At 42.7% G+C, this 23,367-nt stretch carries 18 protein-coding genes and 2 pseudogenes; 6 read left to right on the forward strand and 14 right to left on the reverse strand.

What is annotated here, in order from left to right; all coding sequences use genetic code 11:
* Positions 1–227 precede the first annotated feature (227 nt).
* Genes lpxK through EAE91_RS04315 form a run of 3 tightly spaced genes read right to left on the reverse strand, consistent with a single transcriptional unit; the run spans position 228 to position 5,331 of the window.
* Entirely contained in the window at positions 228–1,223 is a 996-nt protein-coding gene (lpxK, locus tag EAE91_RS04305; RefSeq protein WP_214087400.1) for a tetraacyldisaccharide 4'-kinase, read from the reverse strand.
* On the reverse strand, positions 1,220–2,968 hold the full coding sequence (gene msbA / locus EAE91_RS04310; RefSeq protein WP_214087424.1) for a lipid A ABC transporter ATP-binding protein/permease MsbA: 1,749 nt from the start codon (positions 2,966–2,968) through the stop codon (positions 1,220–1,222). Before msbA ends, lpxK begins: the two co-directional genes overlap by 4 nt.
* Before the next feature lie 35 nt (positions 2,969–3,003).
* Positions 3,004–5,331, reverse strand: a complete 2,328-nt coding sequence (locus tag EAE91_RS04315; RefSeq protein WP_214087401.1) for a ComEC family protein — start codon at positions 5,329–5,331, stop codon at positions 3,004–3,006.
* A gap of 612 nt (positions 5,332–5,943) precedes the next feature.
* Between EAE91_RS04315 and EAE91_RS04320 the strand changes: the two genes are divergently transcribed.
* Both EAE91_RS04320 and EAE91_RS04325 read left to right on the forward strand, forming a co-directional pair.
* Entirely contained in the window at positions 5,944–6,756 is an 813-nt protein-coding gene (locus EAE91_RS04320; RefSeq protein ID WP_214087402.1) for a 2OG-Fe(II) oxygenase, read from the forward strand.
* Between the two features lie 4 nt (positions 6,757–6,760).
* On the forward strand, positions 6,761–7,396 hold the full coding sequence (locus tag EAE91_RS04325) for a LysE family translocator (protein ID WP_214087403.1): 636 nt from the start codon (positions 6,761–6,763) through the stop codon (positions 7,394–7,396).
* A 37-nt stretch (positions 7,397–7,433) separates the two neighbouring features.
* Here EAE91_RS04325 and EAE91_RS04330 read toward each other — a convergent pair whose 3' ends face one another.
* From EAE91_RS04330 to ansB, 10 genes and pseudogenes are all read right to left on the reverse strand, one after another.
* Positions 7,434–7,682, reverse strand: a complete 249-nt coding sequence (locus EAE91_RS04330; RefSeq protein WP_214087404.1) for a HepT-like ribonuclease domain-containing protein — start codon at positions 7,680–7,682, stop codon at positions 7,434–7,436.
* A 3-nt stretch (positions 7,683–7,685) separates the two neighbouring features.
* Positions 7,686–8,135 carry a nucleotidyltransferase family protein gene (locus EAE91_RS24040; protein ID WP_244868659.1) on the reverse strand — a complete coding sequence of 150 codons (450 nt, stop codon included), beginning with the start codon at positions 8,133–8,135 and terminating at the stop codon, positions 7,686–7,688.
* A gap of 590 nt (positions 8,136–8,725) precedes the next feature.
* The gene (ihfB, locus tag EAE91_RS04340; protein ID WP_214054883.1) at positions 8,726–9,010 is read right to left on the reverse strand and encodes an integration host factor subunit beta; all 285 of its coding nucleotides are present in this window, start codon (positions 9,008–9,010) and stop codon (positions 8,726–8,728) included.
* A gap of 65 nt (positions 9,011–9,075) precedes the next feature.
* Positions 9,076–10,749, reverse strand: coding sequence for a 30S ribosomal protein S1 (rpsA, locus tag EAE91_RS04345; RefSeq protein WP_214087405.1), 1,674 nt, complete (start codon positions 10,747–10,749; stop codon positions 9,076–9,078).
* Between the two features lie 179 nt (positions 10,750–10,928).
* Positions 10,929–11,612 carry a (d)CMP kinase gene (cmk, locus tag EAE91_RS04350; protein WP_214087406.1) on the reverse strand — a complete coding sequence of 228 codons (684 nt, stop codon included), beginning with the start codon at positions 11,610–11,612 and terminating at the stop codon, positions 10,929–10,931.
* Between the two features lie 304 nt (positions 11,613–11,916).
* Complete coding sequence (aroA, locus tag EAE91_RS04355) at positions 11,917–13,203, reverse strand: 3-phosphoshikimate 1-carboxyvinyltransferase (protein ID WP_214087407.1); 1,287 nt, start codon at positions 13,201–13,203, stop codon at positions 11,917–11,919.
* 122 nt (positions 13,204–13,325) lie between these two features.
* Positions 13,326–14,414 carry a 3-phosphoserine/phosphohydroxythreonine transaminase gene (serC, locus tag EAE91_RS04360; RefSeq protein WP_214087408.1) on the reverse strand — a complete coding sequence of 363 codons (1,089 nt, stop codon included), beginning with the start codon at positions 14,412–14,414 and terminating at the stop codon, positions 13,326–13,328.
* Between the two features lie 171 nt (positions 14,415–14,585).
* Positions 14,586–14,945: pseudogene (locus tag EAE91_RS04365) on the reverse strand (GNAT family N-acetyltransferase); the annotation flags it as partial.
* A gap of 265 nt (positions 14,946–15,210) precedes the next feature.
* Positions 15,211–15,486 carry a type II toxin-antitoxin system TacA family antitoxin gene (locus tag EAE91_RS04370; RefSeq protein ID WP_214087409.1) on the reverse strand — a complete coding sequence of 92 codons (276 nt, stop codon included), beginning with the start codon at positions 15,484–15,486 and terminating at the stop codon, positions 15,211–15,213.
* A 169-nt stretch (positions 15,487–15,655) separates the two neighbouring features.
* Positions 15,656–16,699: an L-asparaginase 2 gene (gene ansB / locus EAE91_RS04375; protein ID WP_214087410.1), complete on the reverse strand. Its 1,044-nt coding sequence runs from the start codon at positions 16,697–16,699 to the stop codon at positions 15,656–15,658.
* Positions 16,700–16,837: 138 nt separating this feature from the next.
* On the opposite strand from ansB, the gene ycaO reads away from it, so the two are divergent.
* From ycaO to pflA, 4 genes are all read left to right on the forward strand, one after another.
* Positions 16,838–18,601, forward strand: a complete 1,764-nt coding sequence (ycaO, locus tag EAE91_RS04380; protein ID WP_214087411.1) for a 30S ribosomal protein S12 methylthiotransferase accessory factor YcaO — start codon at positions 16,838–16,840, stop codon at positions 18,599–18,601.
* Positions 18,602–18,920: 319 nt separating this feature from the next.
* The gene (focA, locus tag EAE91_RS04385) at positions 18,921–19,778 is read left to right on the forward strand and encodes a formate transporter FocA (protein WP_214087412.1); all 858 of its coding nucleotides are present in this window, start codon (positions 18,921–18,923) and stop codon (positions 19,776–19,778) included.
* Positions 19,779–19,833: 55 nt separating this feature from the next.
* Entirely contained in the window at positions 19,834–22,116 is a 2,283-nt protein-coding gene (gene pflB / locus EAE91_RS04390; protein ID WP_214087413.1) for a formate C-acetyltransferase, read from the forward strand.
* Positions 22,117–22,189: 73 nt separating this feature from the next.
* Entirely contained in the window at positions 22,190–22,930 is a 741-nt protein-coding gene (pflA, locus tag EAE91_RS04395) for a pyruvate formate lyase 1-activating protein (RefSeq protein WP_214087414.1), read from the forward strand.
* A gap of 284 nt (positions 22,931–23,214) precedes the next feature.
* Here pflA and EAE91_RS04400 read toward each other — a convergent pair.
* A pseudogene (locus EAE91_RS04400) lies at positions 23,215–23,367 on the reverse strand (IS256 family transposase); the annotation flags it as partial.

Here is a 23,367-nt window from a genome sequence, read left to right on the forward strand (position 1 = left end):
GAATCGTACATGTCTGCCCCAAAAACACACAATCATTGTTTATCCAGAATGGATAATTTTAATATCAGTCAACAGTAGAGAAAAATCAAATAAATCTGGAAAAATTACTGAAATTGTACGAATTGGTAAGGCGAGAACCACTTTGGTAAGGAGCAGAAGGGCAATCTCCCTGTTGACTATCATCGGCTTACTACCGGCTCACAGCCGCTTTGATTAAAACATAAAATTTACTTAATATTTTTATTCATCTCCAATAACGAACAAATCTTGTTTAGCATTATCTCTCCCTTTTCCTGGGGTAACCGAGCATCTACGGGTAAATACCACCAATTTGGCTGAGCAAAACTAAAACACTTAACCGCATCTTTTTCTGTCATCAGTAAATTCTGGTTGGTATCAGCCAGATAACACAATTGATCTTCGGTGTACGTTTGATGGTCGGCAAATGCATACTCCTTTTGTAGGTCAGCGCCTAACTGTTGCAAGGTCGCAAAAAACCGCGGTGGATGGCCGATTCCAGCCATAGCAACAGCGTGAGGTATCAGATTCACGGCTCGTTTTTCACCGCTCACCATATTCACAGCTAATTCGCCAGCCAATGTCATAGATAATTCTCCTGACTGAGGCGTACCACCGTTGGTGATAATGGCATTAACCCTGTTCAACCGCCCAGATAGTTCACGCATTGGGCCAGCCGGAAGCCACCAACCATTCCCAAAACGGCGCATGCCATCAATAACCGCAATTTCAAAATCCCGCTGCAAAGCATAATGCTGTAAACCATCGTCAGTCACGATGATATCCAACGGCGTGTCTGCCAGTAATGCTTTCACTGCTGCAACCCGTTTTGGCGCAACAGCCACTGGTACGCCAGTACGACGATGAATTAATACCGGTTCATCACCAGCTTGAGCCGTAGTGATATTTTCAGTCACCAACAGAGGATAATTTTCTGCTTTACCCCCATAACCACGGGAAACAACACCAATCCGATAACCTTTTTTCTGCAACTGCTCCACCAGCCAAATAACCACCGGCGTTTTACCATTACCACCGGCAGTTAGATTACCCACTACCACAACAGGTACAGGCGCTTTCCAGGATTGCCTCAACCCTGCTTTATAACTCAACCACCGTAAGCCACTTATCAGCCCATAAAGGGCTGAAAAAGGTAATAACAGTAAATAAAGCCATGAGCGGCCTGACCATATGCGCTCAATCATTGTCCAAATTGCATCCGATGTAATTGTGAGTAGACACCATTTTGCTCCAGCAGAGAGAGATGATTACCTCGTTCAACAATATGCCCATCTTCAATAACCAGAATTTCATCCGCTTTTTCAATGGTTGAAAGACGGTGCGCAATAACCAGCGAGGTTCTGTTTTTCTGCAATTCATCCAGTGCTGCCTGAATTGCCCGTTCAGATTCCGTATCCAACGCCGAGGTTGCCTCATCAAGAATCAGAACCGGAGAATCACGCAATAAGGCACGCGCGATAGCAATACGCTGACGCTGACCACCAGAAAGCAGTACACCATTTTCACCGATCACGGTATCCAGGCCGTTATCCAGCTTCCTGATAAAATCCATTGCATAAGCCATCTCAGCCGCCCTCTCAATCTCTTCACGGCTATATTGGTTTTCACTGGCGTAAGCAATATTGTTCGCTACCGTGTCATTAAATAAATGCACATTCTGCGATACCAGAGCAACCTGTCCACGCAAAGAGGAGAGCGTATATTCCCGTAAATCATGGTTATCAAGCAGAATACTGCCTTCATTGACATCATAAAAACGGGTCAGCAAATTCGCTATTGTGGATTTACCCGAGCCAGAACGCCCAACTAAAGCAACTATTTTCCCCGCCGGGATATGCATGGAAATATTTTGTAGCGCCGACAGTTCCTTGGTCGGGTAGCAAAAAGTTACATTACGGAATTCAATGTTACCGTCCGCTTTTTTAAGCTCCAATTTGCCGTCATCTTTTTCCTGTTCCATATCCAGAATAGCAAACAAAGTCTGACAGGCCGCCATACCACGCTGGAATTGCGCGTTAACATTAGTCAAAGATTTTAACGGGCGCATTAGCGCAATCATTGATGAGAATACCACGGTAATTTTACCCGCGGTCAGTGTGTCCATAATCTCCGGAAAACTTGCTGCATAGAGAACAAAAGCTAAAGCAAATGAAGCAATAAGCTGAATAATTGGATCAGAAATTGAGGACGCAGAAACCATTTTCATGCCTTGCTGACGCATATGGTTACTAACTTTATTAAAGCGCTCAGTTTCTACTTTCTGCCCACCGAAAATCAGCACCTCCTTGTGACCTTTCAGCATCTGCTCCGCGCTGGAAGTAACCTGCCCCATGCTGTTTTGCATATTTTTACTGATATCACGAAATCGCTTCGATACCATACGAATCACTAATGACACGATCGGCGCAATCACAATCAGGATCAGAGATAATTGCCAGCTATAGTAGAACATCAAAACAAACAGGCCGATAATTGACGCCCCTTCCCTGACAACAGTAATCAGTGCGCTGGAAGAGGAAGAGGCCACCTGTTCAGAATCATAAGTAATACGGGAAAGCAGAGTCCCTGTAGATTGCTGATCAAAAAATGATACCGGCATCCCCATCATATGGCTGAACAGACGACGACGCATCTGCATTACCACTTTACCGGAGACCCAAGAGATACAATAACTTGATACAAACCCGGATAGCCCTCGCATAATCATCAAAGCAATCACAATCAGTGGCATCCATTTCAGTACATCACTGCTTGCTTTGCCGAAACCTTCATCAAGTAAAGGCTTAAGCAATGAAAGCATTAACGTATCACCGGCAGCATTAAGGATCAGTGCAACCGCCGCAACTATTAGCCCAATCCTAAACGGAGAGATAATTGGCCATAGTCGGCAAAACGTCTGCCAGGTAGAAAGGTCTTTATCATTCATTATTGAGTTACCAACACCAAAAGAAATAGCGGGTTATTCTACTCATGATCACCACGAATACCAAACCACTGATGATACCAACGTGACATAATTTGTTGCCTATAGCTCATCATTTCAACATGATCGCCATAAAAATAACCCGTTATCTGCCCGGATACTGCGGTGCTACGCCATTCTGCCCCAGTTTTGCGATAACGTCGCTTCACTTTAACCGAAGGGAGTCGCCACGGGCTATAACGTGCAACAGAGGCCAATGCATATTGTGGTGAAACGGTATGAATAAAAGCGGCTGTAGATGACGTATTACTACCATGATGTGGAACTTGCAATATGGTCGATCTTAAATTCTCTTTTTCTATTCCCAATAGCTTATATTCCCCTTGCTTTTCCAGATCTCCGGTTAAAAGCAAGCTATATTTGCCATCATCTACCCGAATGACACAGGATTCGTCATTGCCTGCGTGTAATGATCTTACCGGCGGCCATAATACACGGAAGCTCAACCCTTGCCAGCGCCATTGTTCACCGCGTATACATGGAAGATGTTGCTGATTGATCAAAGAACTTCTCACAGCAATACCCGGATATTTCCGCTGTAAGAATTCTAATCCGCCTGTATGATCAAGATGATCATGACTGATAATAATCTGTTCTGGCATTAATCGATGCCAACGCAAATAAGGGATAATCACCCTTTCAGCCATACTGCCGGTTTCCCAACGATTGCCGGTATCAAAAATCAGCGCCTTGCCCTCTTTTTCAATGATAATCGCAAGCCCATGCCCAACATCTAGCATAGAAAATCTCCACAGATATTCTTCGTTGCGCCTCATATAGCAGAGCATTATCCCTAAAAAAATAGTAATCAGTAATTTATATGATTGCCACCAAGCGAATCGCCAAATAATGACAACAAACCAACCAATAAACGTTATTAAAAAGGGAAAACGGCCAGTTTCACTCCATGACTGTTGCAAAACTGGCAAAGGGATTAGAGAAAAGGTTACAGAGTAATCGACTAATTGCCATAATAAATCGTGAATAAAAGAACAAAAATAGCTTATTAATGCCAGCATAATCAACGGAACAGTAACAAAAGAGATGATTGGCACGGCCCAGAAGTTAGCAAATAAAGCGGCAAAATTGACACCATGAAATAATAATAGCTGGAGGGGAATAAGCATCAACATCATACCCATTTGCATATATAACCCACGCAGCCATAGCCATTTCCAACCATAACGAAATGGCTCGATTAATGGTGCCCAAAAGAACCAGAACATTAACGCCATTACAGCAAAGAAAGAGAGCCAGAAGCTGTCAGAAAGCACAGTCAGGGGATCAAATAAGAGAATCATTGCGGCTGTCCACAATGCCCACTGCCAGGGGAAACAGAGAATATTTCTGTAACGTAAATATAGCCAGAGCGTTAAACCCAGTAATGCACGAATAGCCGGAATGCCCCAACCCGATAACCAGACATAATTTATTGCCACTACCCAACCAGTAATCAGTGGGAATCTGTGCCCTATCCAATGCACGGGAAAGAAGAGCTGTAATAATCTTGCCATCCACCAACCAAACATACTGGCAACAGTAATATGCAACCCAGAAATAGCCATAAGGTGAGCCGTACCTGTTTGTTGCAATAATAAATTATCCTCCTGACTTAACCACCGACGCTCACCGAATGCTAACGCCATCGCAATGCCACTATGCTTCAATTCACGAATATCCGGTGCAATATGACTGACCAATCGCTGACGTAAATTACATTTTCCGTCAATTAATTCAGCGTGAATGACTTTCCCTGTTAAAGGTTGGCGGATAGCTAATGCCCTACGCTGGCTATCATATCCCCCCTGATTTAGCTGACTATGAACTGGCCGTAATTTCATTTTCAGTAACCATTTTTGACCAGCACACAGAGATTCAGGCGAAATATCCCAAGAAACGGAAACATACAGTGGCGGAAAAACAACTTTGTTTTCATTCTCAATAATACGCAGGGTAACCCTGCCTTTCTCTTCATTATCTAATGATAAACTTTCAATAATAACCCGTGATAAATGCACTTTCTCACTAAAATAGATTATCTGTTCCAGCAGATGATTTCCCTGCCAGCACCCAATAAGAAATGCTAGTAACGAAATTGAAACCATCCGGCAAAGACAAAATGGTAAGAATAAGCAAAATAGAGCCAGTAGTAGCAATGTAATAATCTGCCATTTCCGTGGTAACTCCGGTAGAAAAAGCAAGGGTAAAATACCGATAATAATAGCTATTGCAGCCTGATTCACGCTAATGATTGGTATAGGTTGTTTCCAATTTGTCGTTATCTTGTTTATCAAAACTGAAAACCACATCCTTATTCATCCTTACCCTTTTATTTTTCCAACAGAGTATTCCTTATTTTTTACAATGCAGCCAGAAGCACAAGAAAAATCATCAAACACCTTCGCAAATTAACTCCAGATTAACAATCATTTCAAAAATATATGCGAACAGCTTCGCAAATATAGAAATTACCACCTGATAATTACTCAACAAATGTTATATTGGTGACAAATCCAATATTGCCACACTGATATCAAATGAAATATTCCGTAAGGTTTTGTCTGTATCCTCATTACAGACATAAATAAACATTCTCAGCCATCATGAATTCACAAGAAGTTACATTATCCACTTATTATTATAATTAAATATTAAATTCATTTTTGAGATTATTAATCAAGCCTATAAATTAATAGAGAAATCAATCCAACTATATGTAAAACAATAAAAATCATTATTATCAGACATTATCTCAGTTATTGAACATTAAATTAGCAAAACTACTTAAATGACTGTTTACTTTTTGTTTTGTGATTAAGATCGCATTGATTAAATTTAAATAATATTAAATTAATATTTCCATTCTATTTTTATATGGAAAATAATCAAAAAATCATGTTAAATACAATAAGGTGGTTTTTATGAAAAACAAAATAATTGTATCTGACTCTCTGCAAGAACATCATCTTACTAAATTATTTAATGATGAAGTGTTAGCAATCCATATAAAGAAATATGTTGATATCCCTCTTGCAAACAAGCTCTCTGATTTTTTCCTCTCCCACGAAAATCTAGAATGTCACCCTCATGATTTGAAAAAAGGAGATGAAGTTGTTTTAGTTGATTATGGTGTTGATAGAATTGGTCCGTCTTACAACACAACGTTTGGCAAATCCAAAGATAGCGATAGCTATAAAAAATATTTTGAAAATGCGTTACCTGCCATCAGAAACGTCAGAAATTTCTGTGCTCCAATGCTAGCCCCTTTCGATAAATTTCGTTTGGAACTGGATGAAATATGGTCCGCTGGAGCCAGTATCGCCAACTTTGAAGGTAAAAAGATGCATGCGGGTATTGCCAGAGTGATGAACAGGCCAGAACGATCTTTCATGGTTGAAAAGCAACCTCATTTTGATGGCCTTCAACAACAATCGGTCAATTTGTTGGGGCAATTCTCGGTGAATATCTATATAAAAATGCCTGCAACTGGAGGAGAGCTAGAGCTGTGGGATGTTCCTGAAATCCCTATCACCAAATTAATCGAAGATAATGCAGAAAATGATTGGCGAGGCACACTTCCGCCATCTGTCCTTATTAAACCAGAACAAGGAGATTTAATCATAATAAACACCAGAAAACCCCATGCGATTCGTAGTTTTCCCGAGGGATGCAGAATATCATTACAAAGCTTCATTGGATTATCACTAAATAAACATCTCATGTTATGGAATTAATTATATGGTTGATGTAATCAGTACATTAGGAACATTTTTTCTTTTAGGATTGGGAGCTGCGGCTCCCGTTGGCCCTATAAATATTGAAATTATGCGTAGACACTTGAATATCAGTTGTCTTCACGCAGTAGTTTTTGGTTTAGGTGCCTGTTTTGCCGATATAATTTATTTATTACTTTTAGGTTTTGGTATATTGCAATTGTTTTCCAATACTATTTTCATGCCTATTTTAGGTTTTTTAGGGGCATTAATGGTCATTTGGTTTGGTATTACCAGCTTCATAAATAAGAAAAACGAGGAAAATATCAATATCATCGCCAAACCCTATCATAGGCAATTTTTTGATGGTGTATTGTTAACACTATTAAATCCATACAATGTTATTTTCTGGCTGTCTGTCAGCGCACAACTCAACAATATTGCATCAGGTAAATATAGTTTAGCTATTGGTGCAACAGGAACAATTATTGGCGTTATTGTTTGGGTTGCCTTTATTAATATTGTGATATTCTTCTCCAGGAAAATGCTCAGTCACCGTGTTATCAAGTTTATTAATTATACCAGCGGTGTTGTTCTTATTATGCTTGGAATCTATTTCTTCTCATATTCAATAACATTATTCAATATGAAATTTCCTTAAGTCAGGAAATGCTATGCCTAAGGGTCGAACCACGTTCTTAATCAAACGAAATTTCGTCGATATCCTTAGGCATTACTGCTAAAACTTGTTGGTAAAGCCTTGGTAGATCGCTGTGGATCGTTTTCCAGACAATCTCAAAATCCACCTTAAAGTAGCCATGAGACAAAGCATTACGCATCTGGTAAGCGAATGACAATGGCAATTCAGGGTTAACAACAGAGAAATTGGGATAATGCTTCCCAATGTTATTACTGGCCTCGCCGATGATTTCGAAATTACGGATCACAGCTCATACAGGCACCGCCTCAGCAAGAACGGTCGCCCTGAATTTCTCTGGTAATGCTTTCGGGGTCAGCACATCTACTGGTACACCGAGCAGTTGTAACAACTCGTGCCGGATTGCGCCAATGTCAAAGAGGGTAGTTTCCGGCGTCTGGTCAATCAGGATATCCAAGTCACTATCCTCGGTGTCATCACCGTGTATAACAGACCCGAAAACACGGGCATTACAAGCACGATGAGACTCCACTACGCGACGGATGGCCTCCCGATTGGCCGCTAAGGCTACTGATGGTTTCATGCCATTAACTCCACAAAAAAATCTGGTTTTATAATATGGTGGCACTAATAGGAAAGCAACATTGACAGCTCCCCGCCGTAAAAAACGGCGAGGCTTCCCACTTTTCAGGCCGCCACAAGTTGTTTTATCACCAACCAGCAGGAAATATCCTATTGCCATCTATTCACTTCCCCATTGATTTATATACCCGTTATCTTTCAAGTTGCCTCTTTGTTGGCTGCACTCTCTCACCCCGGTCACATAGTTTCCTATGCTCCCGAGGATTCGCTCTCTTGTCGTCGCGATGCATCTTGAAATCTATAAGGTATAGCATGAAGAGTGGTTCTAACTGAAATCATCATGTTTTCACCACTTATGGATTAATAAGCGTTCAATGATGCAATGAATTTAACTTAAAAATACATAGGAATATTCCGAAATTTATCGAAATTAAGTTGCTTAAGGCCGGTATTACCTCATGTTTTGTAACAATTTTGATGTAATTTTTTATCAAAAGCGAATATCACGAATAAATTTGAAACCAATGACGATATTGGTTTTGCATGCAAATGATTTCTGGGGACACAGGAGACACAACGTCAGATTGACAAAATTATGGAAAAGGTTTTATCAGTATAAAAATTTAGCTCTTTTTATATGAGCCTTGATTAGATCAAAAAAGTGCTGACCCAAAGGCCAGCACTTTATTATGAATCTAAAACAGCATCGAAACACCGTTTAGAATAAGTAATAACTTGTTATCTTCAAACTTAATCGTAGATATTCACGCGATCACGCAACTCTTTGCCAGGTTTAAAATGGGGAACATATTTACCTTCCAGCTCCACTTTATCACCGGTTTTAGGGTTACGGCCTACGCGCGGAGCACGGTAGTGAAGAGAAAAACTGCCGAATCCGCGCACCTCTATACGTTCACCATCTGCCAATGTTATTGTCATATGGTCGAGTATTTCTTTCACTGCATCTTCAACGGTTTTGGCCGAAATATGAGATTGCTGGCCAGCAAGTCTTTCAATTAATTCAGACTTGGTCATGAGTACCCCCCTAAACTACCGCACCTGGATAACACTTACGTGTTATCCACCGTTATTCACTTGAATTATTCGCCTTTCGCTGCTTTGAAAGCTTCAGCCATCGCATTGTTTGCAAAGTTTGCGTCTTCTTGTTTGTTCACAGAAGCGATAGCGTCTTTTTCGTCAGCTTCGTCTTTGGCGCGAACAGACAGGTTGATAACGCGGTTTTTGCGATCAACACCAGTATATTTAGCTTCAACTGCATCACCCACGTTCAGAACCAGTGTTGCATCTTCAACACGGTCACGAGAAGCTTCTGATGCACGCAGGTAACCTTCAACGCCGTCGGCCAGTTCTACTATCGCACCTTTAGCATCAACTGCGGTAACTTTACCATTAACAATAGCACCTTTCTTGTTCACAGACAGGTAGTTATTGAATGGATCTTCTGCCAGTTGTTTAATGCCCAGAGAGATACGCTCACGCTCTGCATCTACTTGCAGAACAACAGCCGCGATTTCATCGCCTTTTTTGTATTCACGAACTGCTTCTTCTCCAGCAACGTTCCAGGAGATGTCAGACAGGTGAACCAGGCCATCAATGCCGCCATCCAGACCAATGAAGATACCGAAGTCAGTAATAGACTTGATCTTACCTTCAACACGGTCATTTTTGTTGTGAGTTTCAGCAAATAGCTGCCAAGGGTTAGCTTTACACTGTTTCAGACCCAGAGAGATACGACGACGTTCTTCGTCGATATCCAGAACCATAACTTCCACAACGTCACCAACGTTAACCACTTTGGATGGGTGAATGTTTTTGTTGGTCCAATCCATTTCTGAAACGTGTACCAGACCTTCAACGCCTTCTTCGATTTCTACGAAGCAGCCGTAATCAGTCAGATTAGTTACGCGACCAGTCAGTTTAGTGCTTTCTGGATAACGCTTAGCGATTGCCACCCAAGGATCTTCGCCCAGTTGTTTCAGGCCCAGAGATACACGGGTACGCTCGCGGTCAAATTTCAGTACTTTAACTGCGATTTCATCGCCCACATTGACGATTTCACTTGGATGTTTAACACGTTTCCAAGCCATATCAGTAATGTGCAGCAAGCCATCAACGCCGCCCAAATCAACAAATGCACCGTAGTCAGTCAGGTTCTTAACGATACCTTTAACTTCCATACCTTCTTGCAGGTTTTCCAGCAGTTGATCACGTTCTGCACTATTTTCAGATTCGATAACAGCACGACGAGAAACTACGACATTGTTGCGTTTCTGATCCAGTTTGATGACTTTAAACTCAAGCTCTTTACCTTCCAGGTGAGTTGTATCACGAACTGGACGAACATCAACCAGAGAACCAGGCAGGAATGCACGGATACCGTTCAGTTCAACAGTAAAGCCGCCTTTAACTTTGCCGTTGATGATGCCGGTAACAGTTTCTGCATCTTCGTAAGCTTTTTCCAGCATCAGCCACGCTTCATGGCGTTTTGCTTTCTCACGAGACAGAACAGTTTCACCGAAACCATCTTCAACAGCGTCTAGCGCAACATCAATTTCATCACCAACCTGGATTTCCAGCTCACCCTGAACATTTTTAAACTGTTCTACAGGGATAGCGGATTCTGATTTCAGACCTGCATCCACCAATACAACGTCTTTATCAATAGCAACAACGATGCCGCGAACAATGGCACCTGGACGAGTTTCAATAGATTGCAGGGATTCTTCAAAGAGTTGAGCAAAAGATTCTGTCATGTTAATGATCTTCAAGATTTTAATTTAACGTCCATTTAGCTTCCCGCCGAATGGGGTTGTTTTACATGCCCCGCTACGATTCCTGTAACAGGGTTATTTAGTTTGCGGAAAAATTCTCTACCCGCGTACCCAATTTTTAGTACATCGTCACCAATTATAAGCTAAAAACTTAAAATCGTTCAGGTAATTGAGAGAATTTTTTTCGCATAATTTAGCGCCTTGTCGATAACTTCCTCGATAGACATACTGGTTGAATCCAATATTAATGCATCTTCAGCCGGCGCTAATGGTGCAACTGCCCGGTTACGATCGCGGTAATCACGCTCCTGTATCTCGGACAAAAGACATTCAAAGTTAACACTAAAGCCTTTTTCCTGCAACTGTAGCATACGTCTGTGCGCACGTTCTTCTGCGCTGGCATCAAGGAATATTTTCACCGGAGCATCAGAAAACACCACGGTTCCCATATCACGGCCATCAGCAATCAAGCCCGGTGCAACCCGAAAAGCACGCTGACGCCGTAACAACGCTTCACGAACCCGAGGGAAAGCAGCCGCTTGCGAGGCAGTATTACCGACTGTTTCAGTACGGATCTCGTTACTGACATCCTCGCCTTCAAGCATCACACTTAGCTTCCCTTTGCCAGGGACAAAACGTACATCAAGATTAGCAGCCAGAGGAACTAACGCGTCTTCAGACTGGATATCCACCTGATGATGAATCGCGGCCAGTGCCAATACTCGATAAATAGCGCCTGAATCAAGCAGTTGCCAGCCTAAAGCCTCTGCCAGTGCCTGGCATAACGTTCCTTTACCTGCGCCGCTTGGCCCATCAACAGTTATTACTGGGGCTATCGCCACCATTATTGTTCTCCTTTAGCATGGCAAGTTAACACTTCACCAGATGCTGAATATTTACTCAATGAAATAATCAATATCTGCCGTTTATTATATGCACTCACAGAGTGAACGAAATAAGCGCATGCCATGTATACCCATTATCTTTCAAGTTGCCTCTTTGTTGGCTGCACTCGCTCACCCCAGTCACATAGTTCTCTATGCTCTCGGGGATTCACTCCCTTGCCGTCGCGATCCATCTTGAAATCCATAGGGTATAGATAGATTTTAATCAAAGAAATACGCTTTATTAGATCATAATAATCGATAATTATGACTTTCGCTGGCTTAATCTCTCCAATTGATTGAAATAATCAGGGAAGGTCTTTGCTGTACAACCTGGATCAAGAATGATAACCGGTGTATCGGACAACGCCACCAACGAAAAACACATCGCCATTCGATGATCATTATAAGTGCCAATTTCAGCAGGTAATAATCTTGGTGGCGGTGTGATGCGAATATAATCAACCCCCTCTTCCACCTCTGCGCCAACTTTACGTAATTCAGTTGCCATCGCACGGAGCCGATCCGTCTCTTTTACCCGCCAGTTGTATATATTGCGAATGACGGTCTCCCCTGCCGCAAACAACGCAGTAGTTGCAATGGTCATAGCCGCGTCAGGGATCTCATTCATATCCATATCAATGCCAATGAGGGTGCCGCGCTCACATTCAACAAAGTCGTCACCCCAACGGATTTTCGCCCCCATTTTCTCCAGTACATTGGCAAATTTGGTGTCCCCTTGCAGGCTATGTTTACCAATTCCAGTCACCCGCACAGTGCCGCCTTTAATTGCCGCGGCCGCCAGAAAATAGGAAGCAGAAGAGGCATCACCTTCAACCAAATAGTGACCAGGAGAAACGTATTGCTGCCGGCCTTTAATATGGAAAATCTGATATTGATCATGATCTACGGTAATACCAAAACTTTTCATCAATGCCAGAGTGATATCAATATAAGGTTTGGAAACCAATTCTCCTTGAATATGAATCTCAGAATCATTTTCTGCCAATGGCGCAGCCATCAGCAATGCGGTCAGAAATTGGCTGGAAACACGGCCATCTACCGTCACTTTGCCGCCAACAAAACCCCCTTTGATGTGTAACGGTGGATAATTTTCCTGCTCCAGATAATCAATTTCCGCCCCCCCCTGACGCAAAGCATCCACCAGATGACCAATCGGACGCTCTTTCATCCTAGGTTCGCCGGTAAGAACGACGTTATTTTCACCCAAGCATAACGCGGCAGTTAAGGGGCGCATTGCCGTACCGGCATTACCCAGAAACAGTTCTAGCGGGCTTTTATAGGTAATCAACCCACCAATACCGTCAACTTCACAACGGGTACGATCATCAGATAAACGATAACTGACACCCAACGCAGCCAAGGCATTGAGCATATGGCGAATATCATCACTATCCAACAAATTAGTTAAGCAGGTAGTACCTTTGGCAAAAGCCGCCAGTAATAGCGCACGGTTAGAAACACTTTTTGACCCTGGCAGATTAATAGTTCCACTAATGAAGGAAATAGGTTGTAGCATCAAGGATTGCATAAATAACAGGCTCTCCGATTCTCGATTAGATTATTTTAATTATTGAGTCATTTTTGCGTTTGAGGAAATATTTTTTACCTTGAATAAGCCGGGAACCGTTGTTCCCGGTAATGGTTAGCAAATTAGCCGTTACGACGCTCAAAATCAGCCATAAAATCAACTAAAGCCTGAACCCCTTCTATCGGCATCGCATTATAAATAGAAGCACGCATACCGCCGGAAATCCGGTGTCCTTTCAGTGCCTGCAACCCTCGTGCATCAGCTTCTGCCAGAAATTTGCTGTCCAGTGAGGCATCTGCCATCTGGAACGGTACATTCATCAGAGAACGATTTTCAGGTGCGACCTGATTGCGATAAAAATCACTCTTATCAATCGCACGATAAAGCAGTTCAGCCTTAGTCCGATTACGTTTTGCCATCTCTTGTACCCCGCCTTGCTCTTTCAGCCATTTAAAGACCAAGCCAGAGAGATACCAGGCAAACGTCGGCGGTGTGTTGAACATAGAGTCATTCTCTGCCAAAACCGCATAGTCAAAAATAGACGGAGTTTCTTTACGGGCTTTGCCTAATAAATCTTCACGTACAATAACCAATGTGATACCCGCCGGACCAATATTTTTCTGCGCTCCCGCATAAATCATACCGTAACGGCTCACATCCAATGGCCCGGAAAGAATAGAAGAAGAGTAGTCGGCAATAATAACTTTATTATCATCAAAATCTGGCTGTTCATGAATTGCGATACCATCAATAGTTTCATTCGGGCAATAATGAACATAAGCCGCATCATCGCTCAATGACCATTCACGCATTGGCTTAACGCTTTTCAAACCATGAACTTCGGTTTTGATATTAATCACATTTGGCGTGCAATATTTTGTGGCCTCTTTAACTGCACATGCCGCCCAATAACCGCCATCAATATAATCGGCTTTAACATTGTTACCCAGTAAGTTCATTGGGATAGCGGCAAATTGACCGCGGGCACCGCCATGACAGAACAATACTTTATAGTTTTCAGGCACTGATAATAAATCCCGCAGATCATTTTCAGCTTCCTTTGCTACCGCGACGAATTCCTTACCGCGGTGACTGACCTCCATAATTGACGTCCCAATACCATGCCAATTACAAAGCTCCTGTTCAGCTCTACGCAATACTTCAACCGGTAACATCGCGGGACCTGAACTAAAATTATATACCTGATTCATTTACCTCACCTTATCCTGACGAAATAACAATGATTGATAACAATAAATAATCTGATATATCGGTTGTACCATTCCCATTTCATTGCTGCAATGGTTATTCAAACGTTGAACAAAACTATCGCAAAAATAGCCAATAAACTTGTTCATTCAGCGCTATTACAGGTGAGCCGCTTATTTTTTACCTTTTTTATCTACAGCCATGAGAGGAAGGAATAATGTGAATGGCGAATCGGGTAAAGCAATAAAACCATGATGTCGGTAAAACCGCACTGCATTATCATCTTTTGCGTCAACAAGCAGCGCATAAGATGCAATTTCGGCACGAATGGTCCTCTCAATAGCATCAGCTAACAATGCTCCACCGAGTCCCTGATTTCTAAATGCCTGATCAACGGCCAACCTCCCCATCCGTACTGCCGGCACTGTTGGGTATCGTGGCAATCTCTTAATAGTAGCCGTCGGGAGGTTGGTCAACTGAATACCGGCAGCAGCCAGAGTATAATATCCCGCTACACGGTGATCATGAAGCGCAACAAAACAAGCTGCTACGCGGCACCTAACATCCTGACCAACCTGTCTCTGAAAGTAACCATCTAGAAATTCTGAACCACTGTATACCCGTCATCTTTCAAGTTGCCTCTTTGTTGGCTGCACTCTCTCACCCCGGTCACATAGTTATCTATACTCCCGGGGATTCGCTCCCTTGCCGCCGCGATGCATCTTGAAATCAATAGGATATAGAACGAATCACGATCGTGTTCTTCGTTAAGTTGTATAACATCAAACATCGTGGAACTCATTCTGATCGTAACAAAGAGCAGTGCCGTGCGAATGCACGTTCAAGCGCTGGAGTCGATTCCGGTGGATTCAGCAATGCCTGCGCAAAACATTGCTGATCGGCCAGAGACAAACGGAATACTTCTGACTGCTCAATCGCGCGTTGCGCCGCATCCTGTGCAGAAGACACAACAAAATCAGTCATAGTACGTCCTTGAATTTCAGCGGCCCGTTTAATCAGGGCATGTAGTTCAGGATTCATACGCACCTCAAAACGCGCGGTGGAAGTAGCCATAATAGACCTCGACTAAAATTATCCGGCAAATTTCCGTACAAATAATATCCAGACTGCTTTTTGAGCACAACACCACTTTCAACGGCTAGTTTTAATCAGCACGTTCCCTCGCTATAGCGCGCGGAACTCCGTCACCCGCGCGCCCTATTTGTTATCTCTAAATCACGAATCAATATTTCACAAACATCTCGTGAATTTTTACCGGATCATGCGTTTCAGTCAGCGCTAATTGTAAAAGTACTCTGGCCTTTTGCGGGTTCAGTCGTTCAGAAGCGACAAAGCCGTGCTTACTATCATCCACCTCCGCATCCTGAGTGACATATCCTACCGGCACACGGCTTGATCTGACGACCACAACCCCATCTTTAGCCGCCTGAGCCAAAGTATCGAAAATCGCCTTATACATATTACCGTTGCCCACACCGGCGCTGACAATACCTTGATAACCATCTTTCAGCAGAGCTTTCGCCGGTAGATCAGACGCATTGGCGTAGTTGTAAACAATACCGACTTTCGGCAGTTTATCGAGTTTACTGACATCAAAAATAGCTTTGTTGGCTCTCGGCTTCGCGTCAGCGTAATAATTGACTTTGCCATTATGAACAAAGCCCTCAGCACCCGCATTAATTGACTGGAATGCCTGAACTTCAGTGGTGCTCATTTTCACCACGGTGCGCCCACTGATAACCGCATCATTCATTGCCATCAACACACCACGTTTGGCTGATGCTGTATCACCGGCAACAACCACAGCGTTATACAGATTTAACGGGCCATCGGCACCAAGCGCCGTAGATGGGCGCATCGCACCAACCATGACAATCGGTTTCTGACAGTGGGTAGTGAGATCGAGGAAGTAAGCAGTTTCTTCCATCGTGTCAGTACCGTGGGTGATAACAAAACCATCGGTCTTGTCACAATCAGCGTTAATTCTTTTCGCTAGCGTCAACCACACTTGATCATTCATATCCTGCGAACCAATACTAACTACCTGCTCGCCTTTCAGGTTGGCGATATTTTTGATCTCAGGAACAGCATTGACTAATTCATCAATAGCAACTCTTCCAGCAACATAGCTGGATTGGATTGCAGACTTCCCGCCTCCAGCAATCGTCCCTCCCGTCGCCAAAAGTGTAATATTTGGTAAAGCAAAAGCAGAACCACTAATTAATGCCAATAAACTGGCTAAAGCTGTGTGTTTCATCTTTTTCATGCTTCTTCCTTAATAAAAAATATCCTGTTAGATTATGGATGATGATAACAATAAATCTGTGATAGATACCAGACTTTAGCTACTGAAAAAAAACTCGTATGATGAGCGCCCCATAACAAGCACTCATAAGTGAATACCATGACGCAAACCTTTATCCCCGGCAAAGACGCCGCACTGGAAGACTCAATCAACTGTTTTCAGCAAAAACTGCAACACCTTGGTTTTAATATCGAAGAAGCTTCATGGCTGAATCCGGTTCCCCATGTCTGGTCAGTTCATATCCGTGATCGCGATTGTCCTCTCTGTTTTACCAATGGCAAAGGTGCCAGCAAGAAAGCCGCTTTAGCCTCTGCTTTAGGGGAGTATTTTGAACGCCTGTCAACTAACTATTTTTTTGCTGACTTCTATTTAGGAGAAGCTATCGCTAGCGGCGATTTTGTCCATTATCCCAATGAAAAATGGTTTGCTTTACCGGACGATGATTCTCTACCGGAAGGTATTCTGGATGACCGGTTACACCAATTTTACAATCCTGAAAATGAGTTATGTGCCAGCCAGTTAGTCGATTTGCAATCAGGTAATGAAGAGCGTGGTATCTGCTCACTGCCGTTTACTCGTCAATCTGATCATCATACCGTCTATATTCCTATGAATATTATTGGCAACCTTTATGTTTCTAATGGTATGTCAGCCGGCAACACAATGAATGAAGCCAGAGTTCAGGGATTATCCGAAGTTTTTGAACGTTATGTGAAGAATCGTATTATCGCCGAAGGCATTAGCCTACCAGAAATTCCCCAGCAAGTGATGAATCGTTATCCCGGCGTTGCCGCCGCAGTCAGCAAATTACAGGATGAAGGTTTCCCACTCTATTGTTATGACGCCTCCCTCGGTGGGCAGTTTCCGGTTATTTGTGTGGTGTTGTTTAATCCTAATAACGGAACTTGTTTCGCCTCTTTTGGCGCACATCCTGAATTTGGTGTGGCACTGGAGCGTACTGTTACCGAATTATTACAGGGCCGCAGTTTGAAAGATCTGGATGTGTTCAATGCGCCCACTTTCGATAATGAAGAAGTGGCAGAACATACCAATCTGGAGACTCACTTTATTGATTCAAGCGGTTTAATCAGTTGGGATTTGTTTAAACAAGATGCCGATTATACGTTCACTGACTGGAATTTCAGCGGCACGACCGAAGAAGAGTTCGCCACTTTGATGGCCATCTTCAAGCAATTAGATGCCGAAGTTTATATTGCTGACTATGAGCACCTCGGTGTTTATGCCTGCCGTATTCTGGTTCCGGGGATGTCTGATATTTATCCTGTGGAAGATTTACATCTTGCTAATAACACGATGGGAACCCATTTGCGGGAAACTTTATTAGCATTACCGGATAGCCAATGGCCAGCCGAAGAATATCTGGCGCTGATTGAGCAATTAGATGAAGAAGGTTTAGATGATTTTACCCGCGTCCGTGAATTGCAGGGCATTGCTGTAGGTAAAAATAATGGCTGGAGCAACTTACGTATTGGTGAATTGAAATCCATGTTGGCACTGGCTGGTGGTGATTTGGAACAGGCTTTAATTTGGGTAGAATGGACCCAAGATTTTAACGCCTCAGTCTTTACCACCGAACGCGCTAATTATTATCGCTGTTTGCAAACACTGCTTTTACTTGCTCTGGAAGAGGATAAAGAGCCTGCACAATATTATCAAGCATTCGTAAAAATGTACGGGCAAGATGCTGTTGAAGCAGCGTCAGCAGCTATTTCTGGTGAACACTGTTTTTATGGCCTGTGGTCAGTTGATTCAGATTTAAAATCACTGCCTGCTCATCAGGCTTTATTAGCCGCTTATGAAAAGCTGCAAAAAGCAAAACGTGATTTCTGGAACGCAAAATAAAATTGTAGAAAAGACAATTTCATAATTAAAAGTAAAATTCAGGTTAAATTAAATTTATTCTCAAAACAAATAAACAACAATTCAGCCTGTAATTTTACTTATCAAACTTTCTACTTGTGGGTAGAATAAAAAAATATCATAATTTTTAAAATTTTTTTATCTTATTAAAATCAATAAATTAGATGTAATTTAAACCATTCTCCTTCGCTAAAACAGTGTCTACTCTCAGAGGATTATGATCTATATCAAATTTTCCTCTTTAAGCCTTTGCTACTATCGTTACGTACCGTAACTTATTAATGATAAAGAGAATGTTGGTATGAAAGCTGACACCCCCTTTAACCTATTACCACCTGCGGTAATGACACAAATCGCCAATGACATTGGTGTTTATAAAACCACTAAACCTGTCGCCATTACTTATCTGTCAGCAATAACTGCCGGGGTTTTTATTTCCATTGCATTTGTCTTTTATATTACCGCGACTACAGGCACCACATCTGTCTCTTATGGGCTGGTTAAATTAGTTGGCGGCATCTGTTTCTCCCTTGGATTAATGTTAGTTGTTGTGTGTGGCGCAGATTTATTTACTTCCACTGTGCTAACGATTATTTCCAAAGCCACCGGGCATATAACCTGGTATCAAATGATTAAAAACTGGATTAACGTCTATTTTGGTAATTTAATTGGCGCACTATTTTTCGTCGTCATTATCTGGTTTGCCGGTCAATATCGTGTTGCCGACGGACTGTGGGGCTTGAATGTCTTGCAAACAGCAAACCATAAAATACACCACTCTTTTATTGAAGCGCTATTTTTAGGCATTCTCGCCAATTTAATGGTTTGTCTCGCGGTTTGGATGAGTTATGCCGGACGTAGTTTAATGGACAAAATATTTGCCATGATTTTGCCAGTAAGTATGTTTGTTGCCAGCGGATTTGAGCACAGTATTGCAAATATGTTTTTAATCCCGCTTGGCATTGTTATTAAACACTTCGCCCCAACCGAATTCTGGATTAATGTGGGTGCGACGCCTGAACAATTTTCTCAACTCACCATTTCACACTTTATTACTGACAATTTAATTCCGGTCACTATTGGTAACATTATCGGTGGTGCCGTTTTGGTGGGTTTAACTTATTGGTCAATTTATCTGCGTAGTGAGCAAAAACATTAATTCGTTCCCTTATTTAGTTTCTCAAAAGTTCGATTATTATAAAGGTAGAAGTATCATGGCTGAATTAAATAAAAAATTCTCTATAGCATGGCAAAGTTTTAACCAGGGGGATTGGCAGAATGAAGTCAACGTTCGTGACTTCATCCAAAAAAACTATATTCCATATGAGGGTGATGAATCTTTCCTGGCAAGTTCGACCAAAGCGACCGATACCTTATGGGAAAAAGTCATGGAAGGCATCAAAATCGAAAACCGCACTCACGCACCGGTTGATTTTGATACTGATGTTGCCGCTACGATTACCTCCCACGATGCAGGTTATATCGAAAAAAATCTGGAAACTATCGTTGGCCTGCAAACGGAAGCCCCATTAAAGCGTGCGCTGATCCCATTTGGCGGCATCAAAATGGTGGAAGGCTCATGTAAAGTTTATGGTCGTGAACTCGATCCTAAATTAAAACAAATTTTTACTGAATACCGCAAAACGCATAATCAGGGTGTTTTCGATGTTTACACGCCAGATATTCTGAAATGCCGAAAATCCGGGGTTCTGACCGGTCTACCTGATGCCTATGGCCGTGGTCGCATTATTGGTGATTACCGTCGCGTTGCAGTATACGGCATCGATTTCTTGCGTGAGGATAAATTAGCTCAGTTCAATTCATTGCAGGAAAAGCTGGAAAACGGTGAAGATCTGGCAATGACGATTCAATTGCGTGAAGAGATCGCTGAACAGCACCGCGCTCTGGACCAGATTAAAGAGATGGCGGCTAAATACGGCTATGATATTTCTGGCCCCGCCACTGACGCTAAAGAAGCGATACAGTGGACTTACTTCGCTTATCTGGCGGCAGTTAAGTCTCAAAATGGTGCTGCGATGTCCTTCGGTCGCGTATCCAGTTTCCTGGATATCTACATCGAACGAGACCTGAAAGCAGGTAAACTCACAGAAGTTGAAGCACAGGAGTTGATTGACCATCTGGTGATGAAACTACGTATGGTTCGTTTCCTGCGTACCCCTGAATATGACGAACTGTTCTCCGGCGACCCAATCTGGGCAACAGAATCGCTGGCAGGTATGGGGCTAGATGGCCGCACACTGGTGACTAAAAACAGCTTCCGTTTCCTAAATACCCTATATACGATGGGCCCATCACCAGAACCCAACATGACCATCCTGTGGTCCGAAAAACTGCCGATAAATTTCAAAAAATTCGCGGCAAAAGTTTCCATCGACACCTCATCTCTACAGTATGAGAACGATGATCTGATGCGCCCTGATTTCAACAACGATGACTACGCTATTGCTTGTTGTGTCAGCCCGATGATTGTGGGTAAACAGATGCAATTCTTCGGTGCCCGCGCGAATCTAGCTAAAACGATGCTGTACGCCATTAACGGCGGTGTAGATGAAAAGCTGAAAATGCAGGTTGGCCCGAAAGAAGAGCCCATGAAAGACGCAGTGCTGGATTACGACAAGGTTATGGCCCGCATGGACCACTTCATGGATTGGCTGGCAAAACAATATGTTACTGCACTCAACATCATTCACTATATGCATGATAAATATAGCTATGAAGCTGCACTGATGGCACTGCACGACCGAGATGTTTACCGTACTATGGCCTGTGGCATTGCCGGTTTGTCTGTCGCCGCTGACTCGTTGTCTGCCATCAAATATGCCAAAGTGACACCGATCCGTGATGCAGATGGTTTAGCGATTGACTTCAAGATTGAAGGTGAATATCCACAATTTGGCAACAACGACTCACGCGTCGATGATATCGCCTGTGATCTTGTTGAGCGTTTCATGAAAAAAATCCAGAAACTGAATACTTATCGCAACTCAGTACCGACGCAATCCGTTCTGACTATCACTTCTAACGTGGTATATGGTAAAAAAACTGGCAACACTCCTGACGGACGTCGTGCTGGCGCACCATTTGGACCCGGTGCTAATCCAATGCATGGTCGCGATCAAAAAGGTGCCGTCGCCTCTTTAACCTCTGTGGCTAAACTGCCTTTTGCCTATGCAAAAGATGGCATCTCTTATACCTTTTCTATCGTACCGAACGCATTAGGCAAGGATGATGAAACACGTAAAACTAACCTGGCTGGTTTGCTGGATGGTTATTTCCACCATGAAACAGAAATTGAAGGTGGTCAGCATCTGAACGTCAATGTGATGAATCGTGACATGCTGCTCGATGCTATGGAAGACCCTGAGAAATATCCTCAACTCACCATCCGGGTATCGGGTTATGCTGTGCGTTTCAACTCACTGACTAAAGAGCAACAACAGGATGTAATTACCCGTACCTTCACCCAATCTATGTAATAATTTGTTAGCAAAGGCTCTGAATTCTGGGGCCTTTATTCGTTTATCCTGCCAGTTTTGGAGCAAACCTGTTATGTCGGTACTTGGTCGTATCCACTCCTTCGAATCCTGTGGCACCGTTGATGGCCCCGGTATCCGGTTTATTGTTTTCTTTCAAGGCTGCCTGATGCGCTGCCTCTATTGCCATAACCGCGACACATGGGATACCTACGGCGGCAAAGACGTGACGGTTGAAGAATTAATAAAAGAAGCGACAACCTATCGTCATTTTATGAACGCTTCCGGTGGGGGAGTTACTGCATCGGGTGGCGAAGCCGTTCTTCAAGCAGAATTTGTACGTGACTGGTTCCGAGCCTGTCGTGCCGAAGGTATTCATACTTGTCTGGATACTAATGGATTTGTCCGCCGTTATGGTCCGGTTATTGATGAATTGATGGATGCCACAGATCTCGTTATGCTCGATTTGAAGCAACTTAATGATGAAATCCATCAAAAATTAGTCGGTGTTTCCAATCATCGTACTTTGGAGTTTGCCCGCTATCTGGCTAAACGTAACCAGAAAACCTGGATCCGTTACGTTGTGGTTCCCGGTTGGTCCGATGATAATGAATCCGCTCATAAGCTAGGTGAATTTACCAAAGATATGCAAAATATTGAAAAAATCGAGCTTCTGCCTTATCACGAACTCGGCAAACATAAATGGATGACTATGGGCAAGGAATATCAACTAGAAGGTGTGAAACCACCTGCAAAAGAGACAATGGAGAGAGTGAAAAGCATTTTGGAAAGTTATGGTCATAAGGTTATCTATTAATTAAATTATTTAACTTTTATCTCTGAAATAAAGTCGCAATAACACCTTTAGAATATCAAGGCTTTTAATCATTGCATTATGTGGCAAGTTCCCCGGTACTAGAATTTTTAAGCTTTGATACCTTACAACAAAGGGGTTCATGAACTCTGTTCGGATGCCAAAATCAGTAATAAAAGGTCACATCAGGCGCATGAACATTGAGGTTTTGACGAAACAGAACGAGTCATTTGTTTCCACAAACAACTCGAGGGCGTTCAGAATTCTGTGTCACGTTAATTTAGCGGTTACAACGTTATCACATTATCCAAACGCCCTTCAAAGTAAATATAGAGTTGCGACAGCGTTAGATTCCAGCTCTGTATTGGCATTGTCCATTTTTCCTGTGCATTGAGAAGCCCCAGATAAAGCAGTTTCATCAGACTGTTTTCGTTCGGGAA

Source organism: Photorhabdus noenieputensis (assembly GCF_018448935.1).
GTDB classification, from domain to species: Bacteria; Pseudomonadota; Gammaproteobacteria; order Enterobacterales; family Enterobacteriaceae; genus Photorhabdus; species Photorhabdus noenieputensis.

Excerpts from the sequence above, each read along its gene's own strand:
- rpsA (WP_214087405.1), bottom strand. The coding sequence starts at position 10,749 with ATGACAGAATCTTTTGCTCAACTCTTTGAAGAATCCCTGCAATCTATT.
- cmk (WP_214087406.1), bottom strand. The coding sequence starts at position 11,612 with ATGGTGGCGATAGCCCCAGTAATAACTGTTGATGGGCCAAGCGGCGCA.
- lpxK (WP_214087400.1), bottom strand. The coding sequence starts at position 1,223 with ATGATTGAGCGCATATGGTCAGGCCGCTCATGGCTTTATTTACTGTTA.
- EAE91_RS04325 (WP_214087403.1), top strand. The coding sequence starts at position 6,761 with ATGGTTGATGTAATCAGTACATTAGGAACATTTTTTCTTTTAGGATTG.
- focA (WP_214087412.1), top strand. The coding sequence starts at position 18,921 with ATGAAAGCTGACACCCCCTTTAACCTATTACCACCTGCGGTAATGACA.
- EAE91_RS04315 (WP_214087401.1), bottom strand. The coding sequence starts at position 5,331 with ATGTGGTTTTCAGTTTTGATAAACAAGATAACGACAAATTGGAAACAA.
- ansB (WP_214087410.1), bottom strand. The coding sequence starts at position 16,699 with ATGAAAAAGATGAAACACACAGCTTTAGCCAGTTTATTGGCATTAATT.
- ihfB (WP_214054883.1), bottom strand. The coding sequence starts at position 9,010 with ATGACCAAGTCTGAATTAATTGAAAGACTTGCTGGCCAGCAATCTCAT.
- serC (WP_214087408.1), bottom strand. The coding sequence starts at position 14,414 with ATGAATCAGGTATATAATTTTAGTTCAGGTCCCGCGATGTTACCGGTT.
- EAE91_RS04320 (WP_214087402.1), top strand. The coding sequence starts at position 5,944 with ATGAAAAACAAAATAATTGTATCTGACTCTCTGCAAGAACATCATCTT.
- aroA (WP_214087407.1), bottom strand. The coding sequence starts at position 13,203 with ATGCAATCCTTGATGCTACAACCTATTTCCTTCATTAGTGGAACTATT.
- EAE91_RS24040 (WP_244868659.1), bottom strand. The coding sequence starts at position 8,135 with ATGGCAATAGGATATTTCCTGCTGGTTGGTGATAAAACAACTTGTGGC.
- ycaO (WP_214087411.1), top strand. The coding sequence starts at position 16,838 with ATGACGCAAACCTTTATCCCCGGCAAAGACGCCGCACTGGAAGACTCA.
- pflB (WP_214087413.1), top strand. The coding sequence starts at position 19,834 with ATGGCTGAATTAAATAAAAAATTCTCTATAGCATGGCAAAGTTTTAAC.
- EAE91_RS04370 (WP_214087409.1), bottom strand. The coding sequence starts at position 15,486 with ATGGCTACTTCCACCGCGCGTTTTGAGGTGCGTATGAATCCTGAACTA.
- pflA (WP_214087414.1), top strand. The coding sequence starts at position 22,190 with ATGTCGGTACTTGGTCGTATCCACTCCTTCGAATCCTGTGGCACCGTT.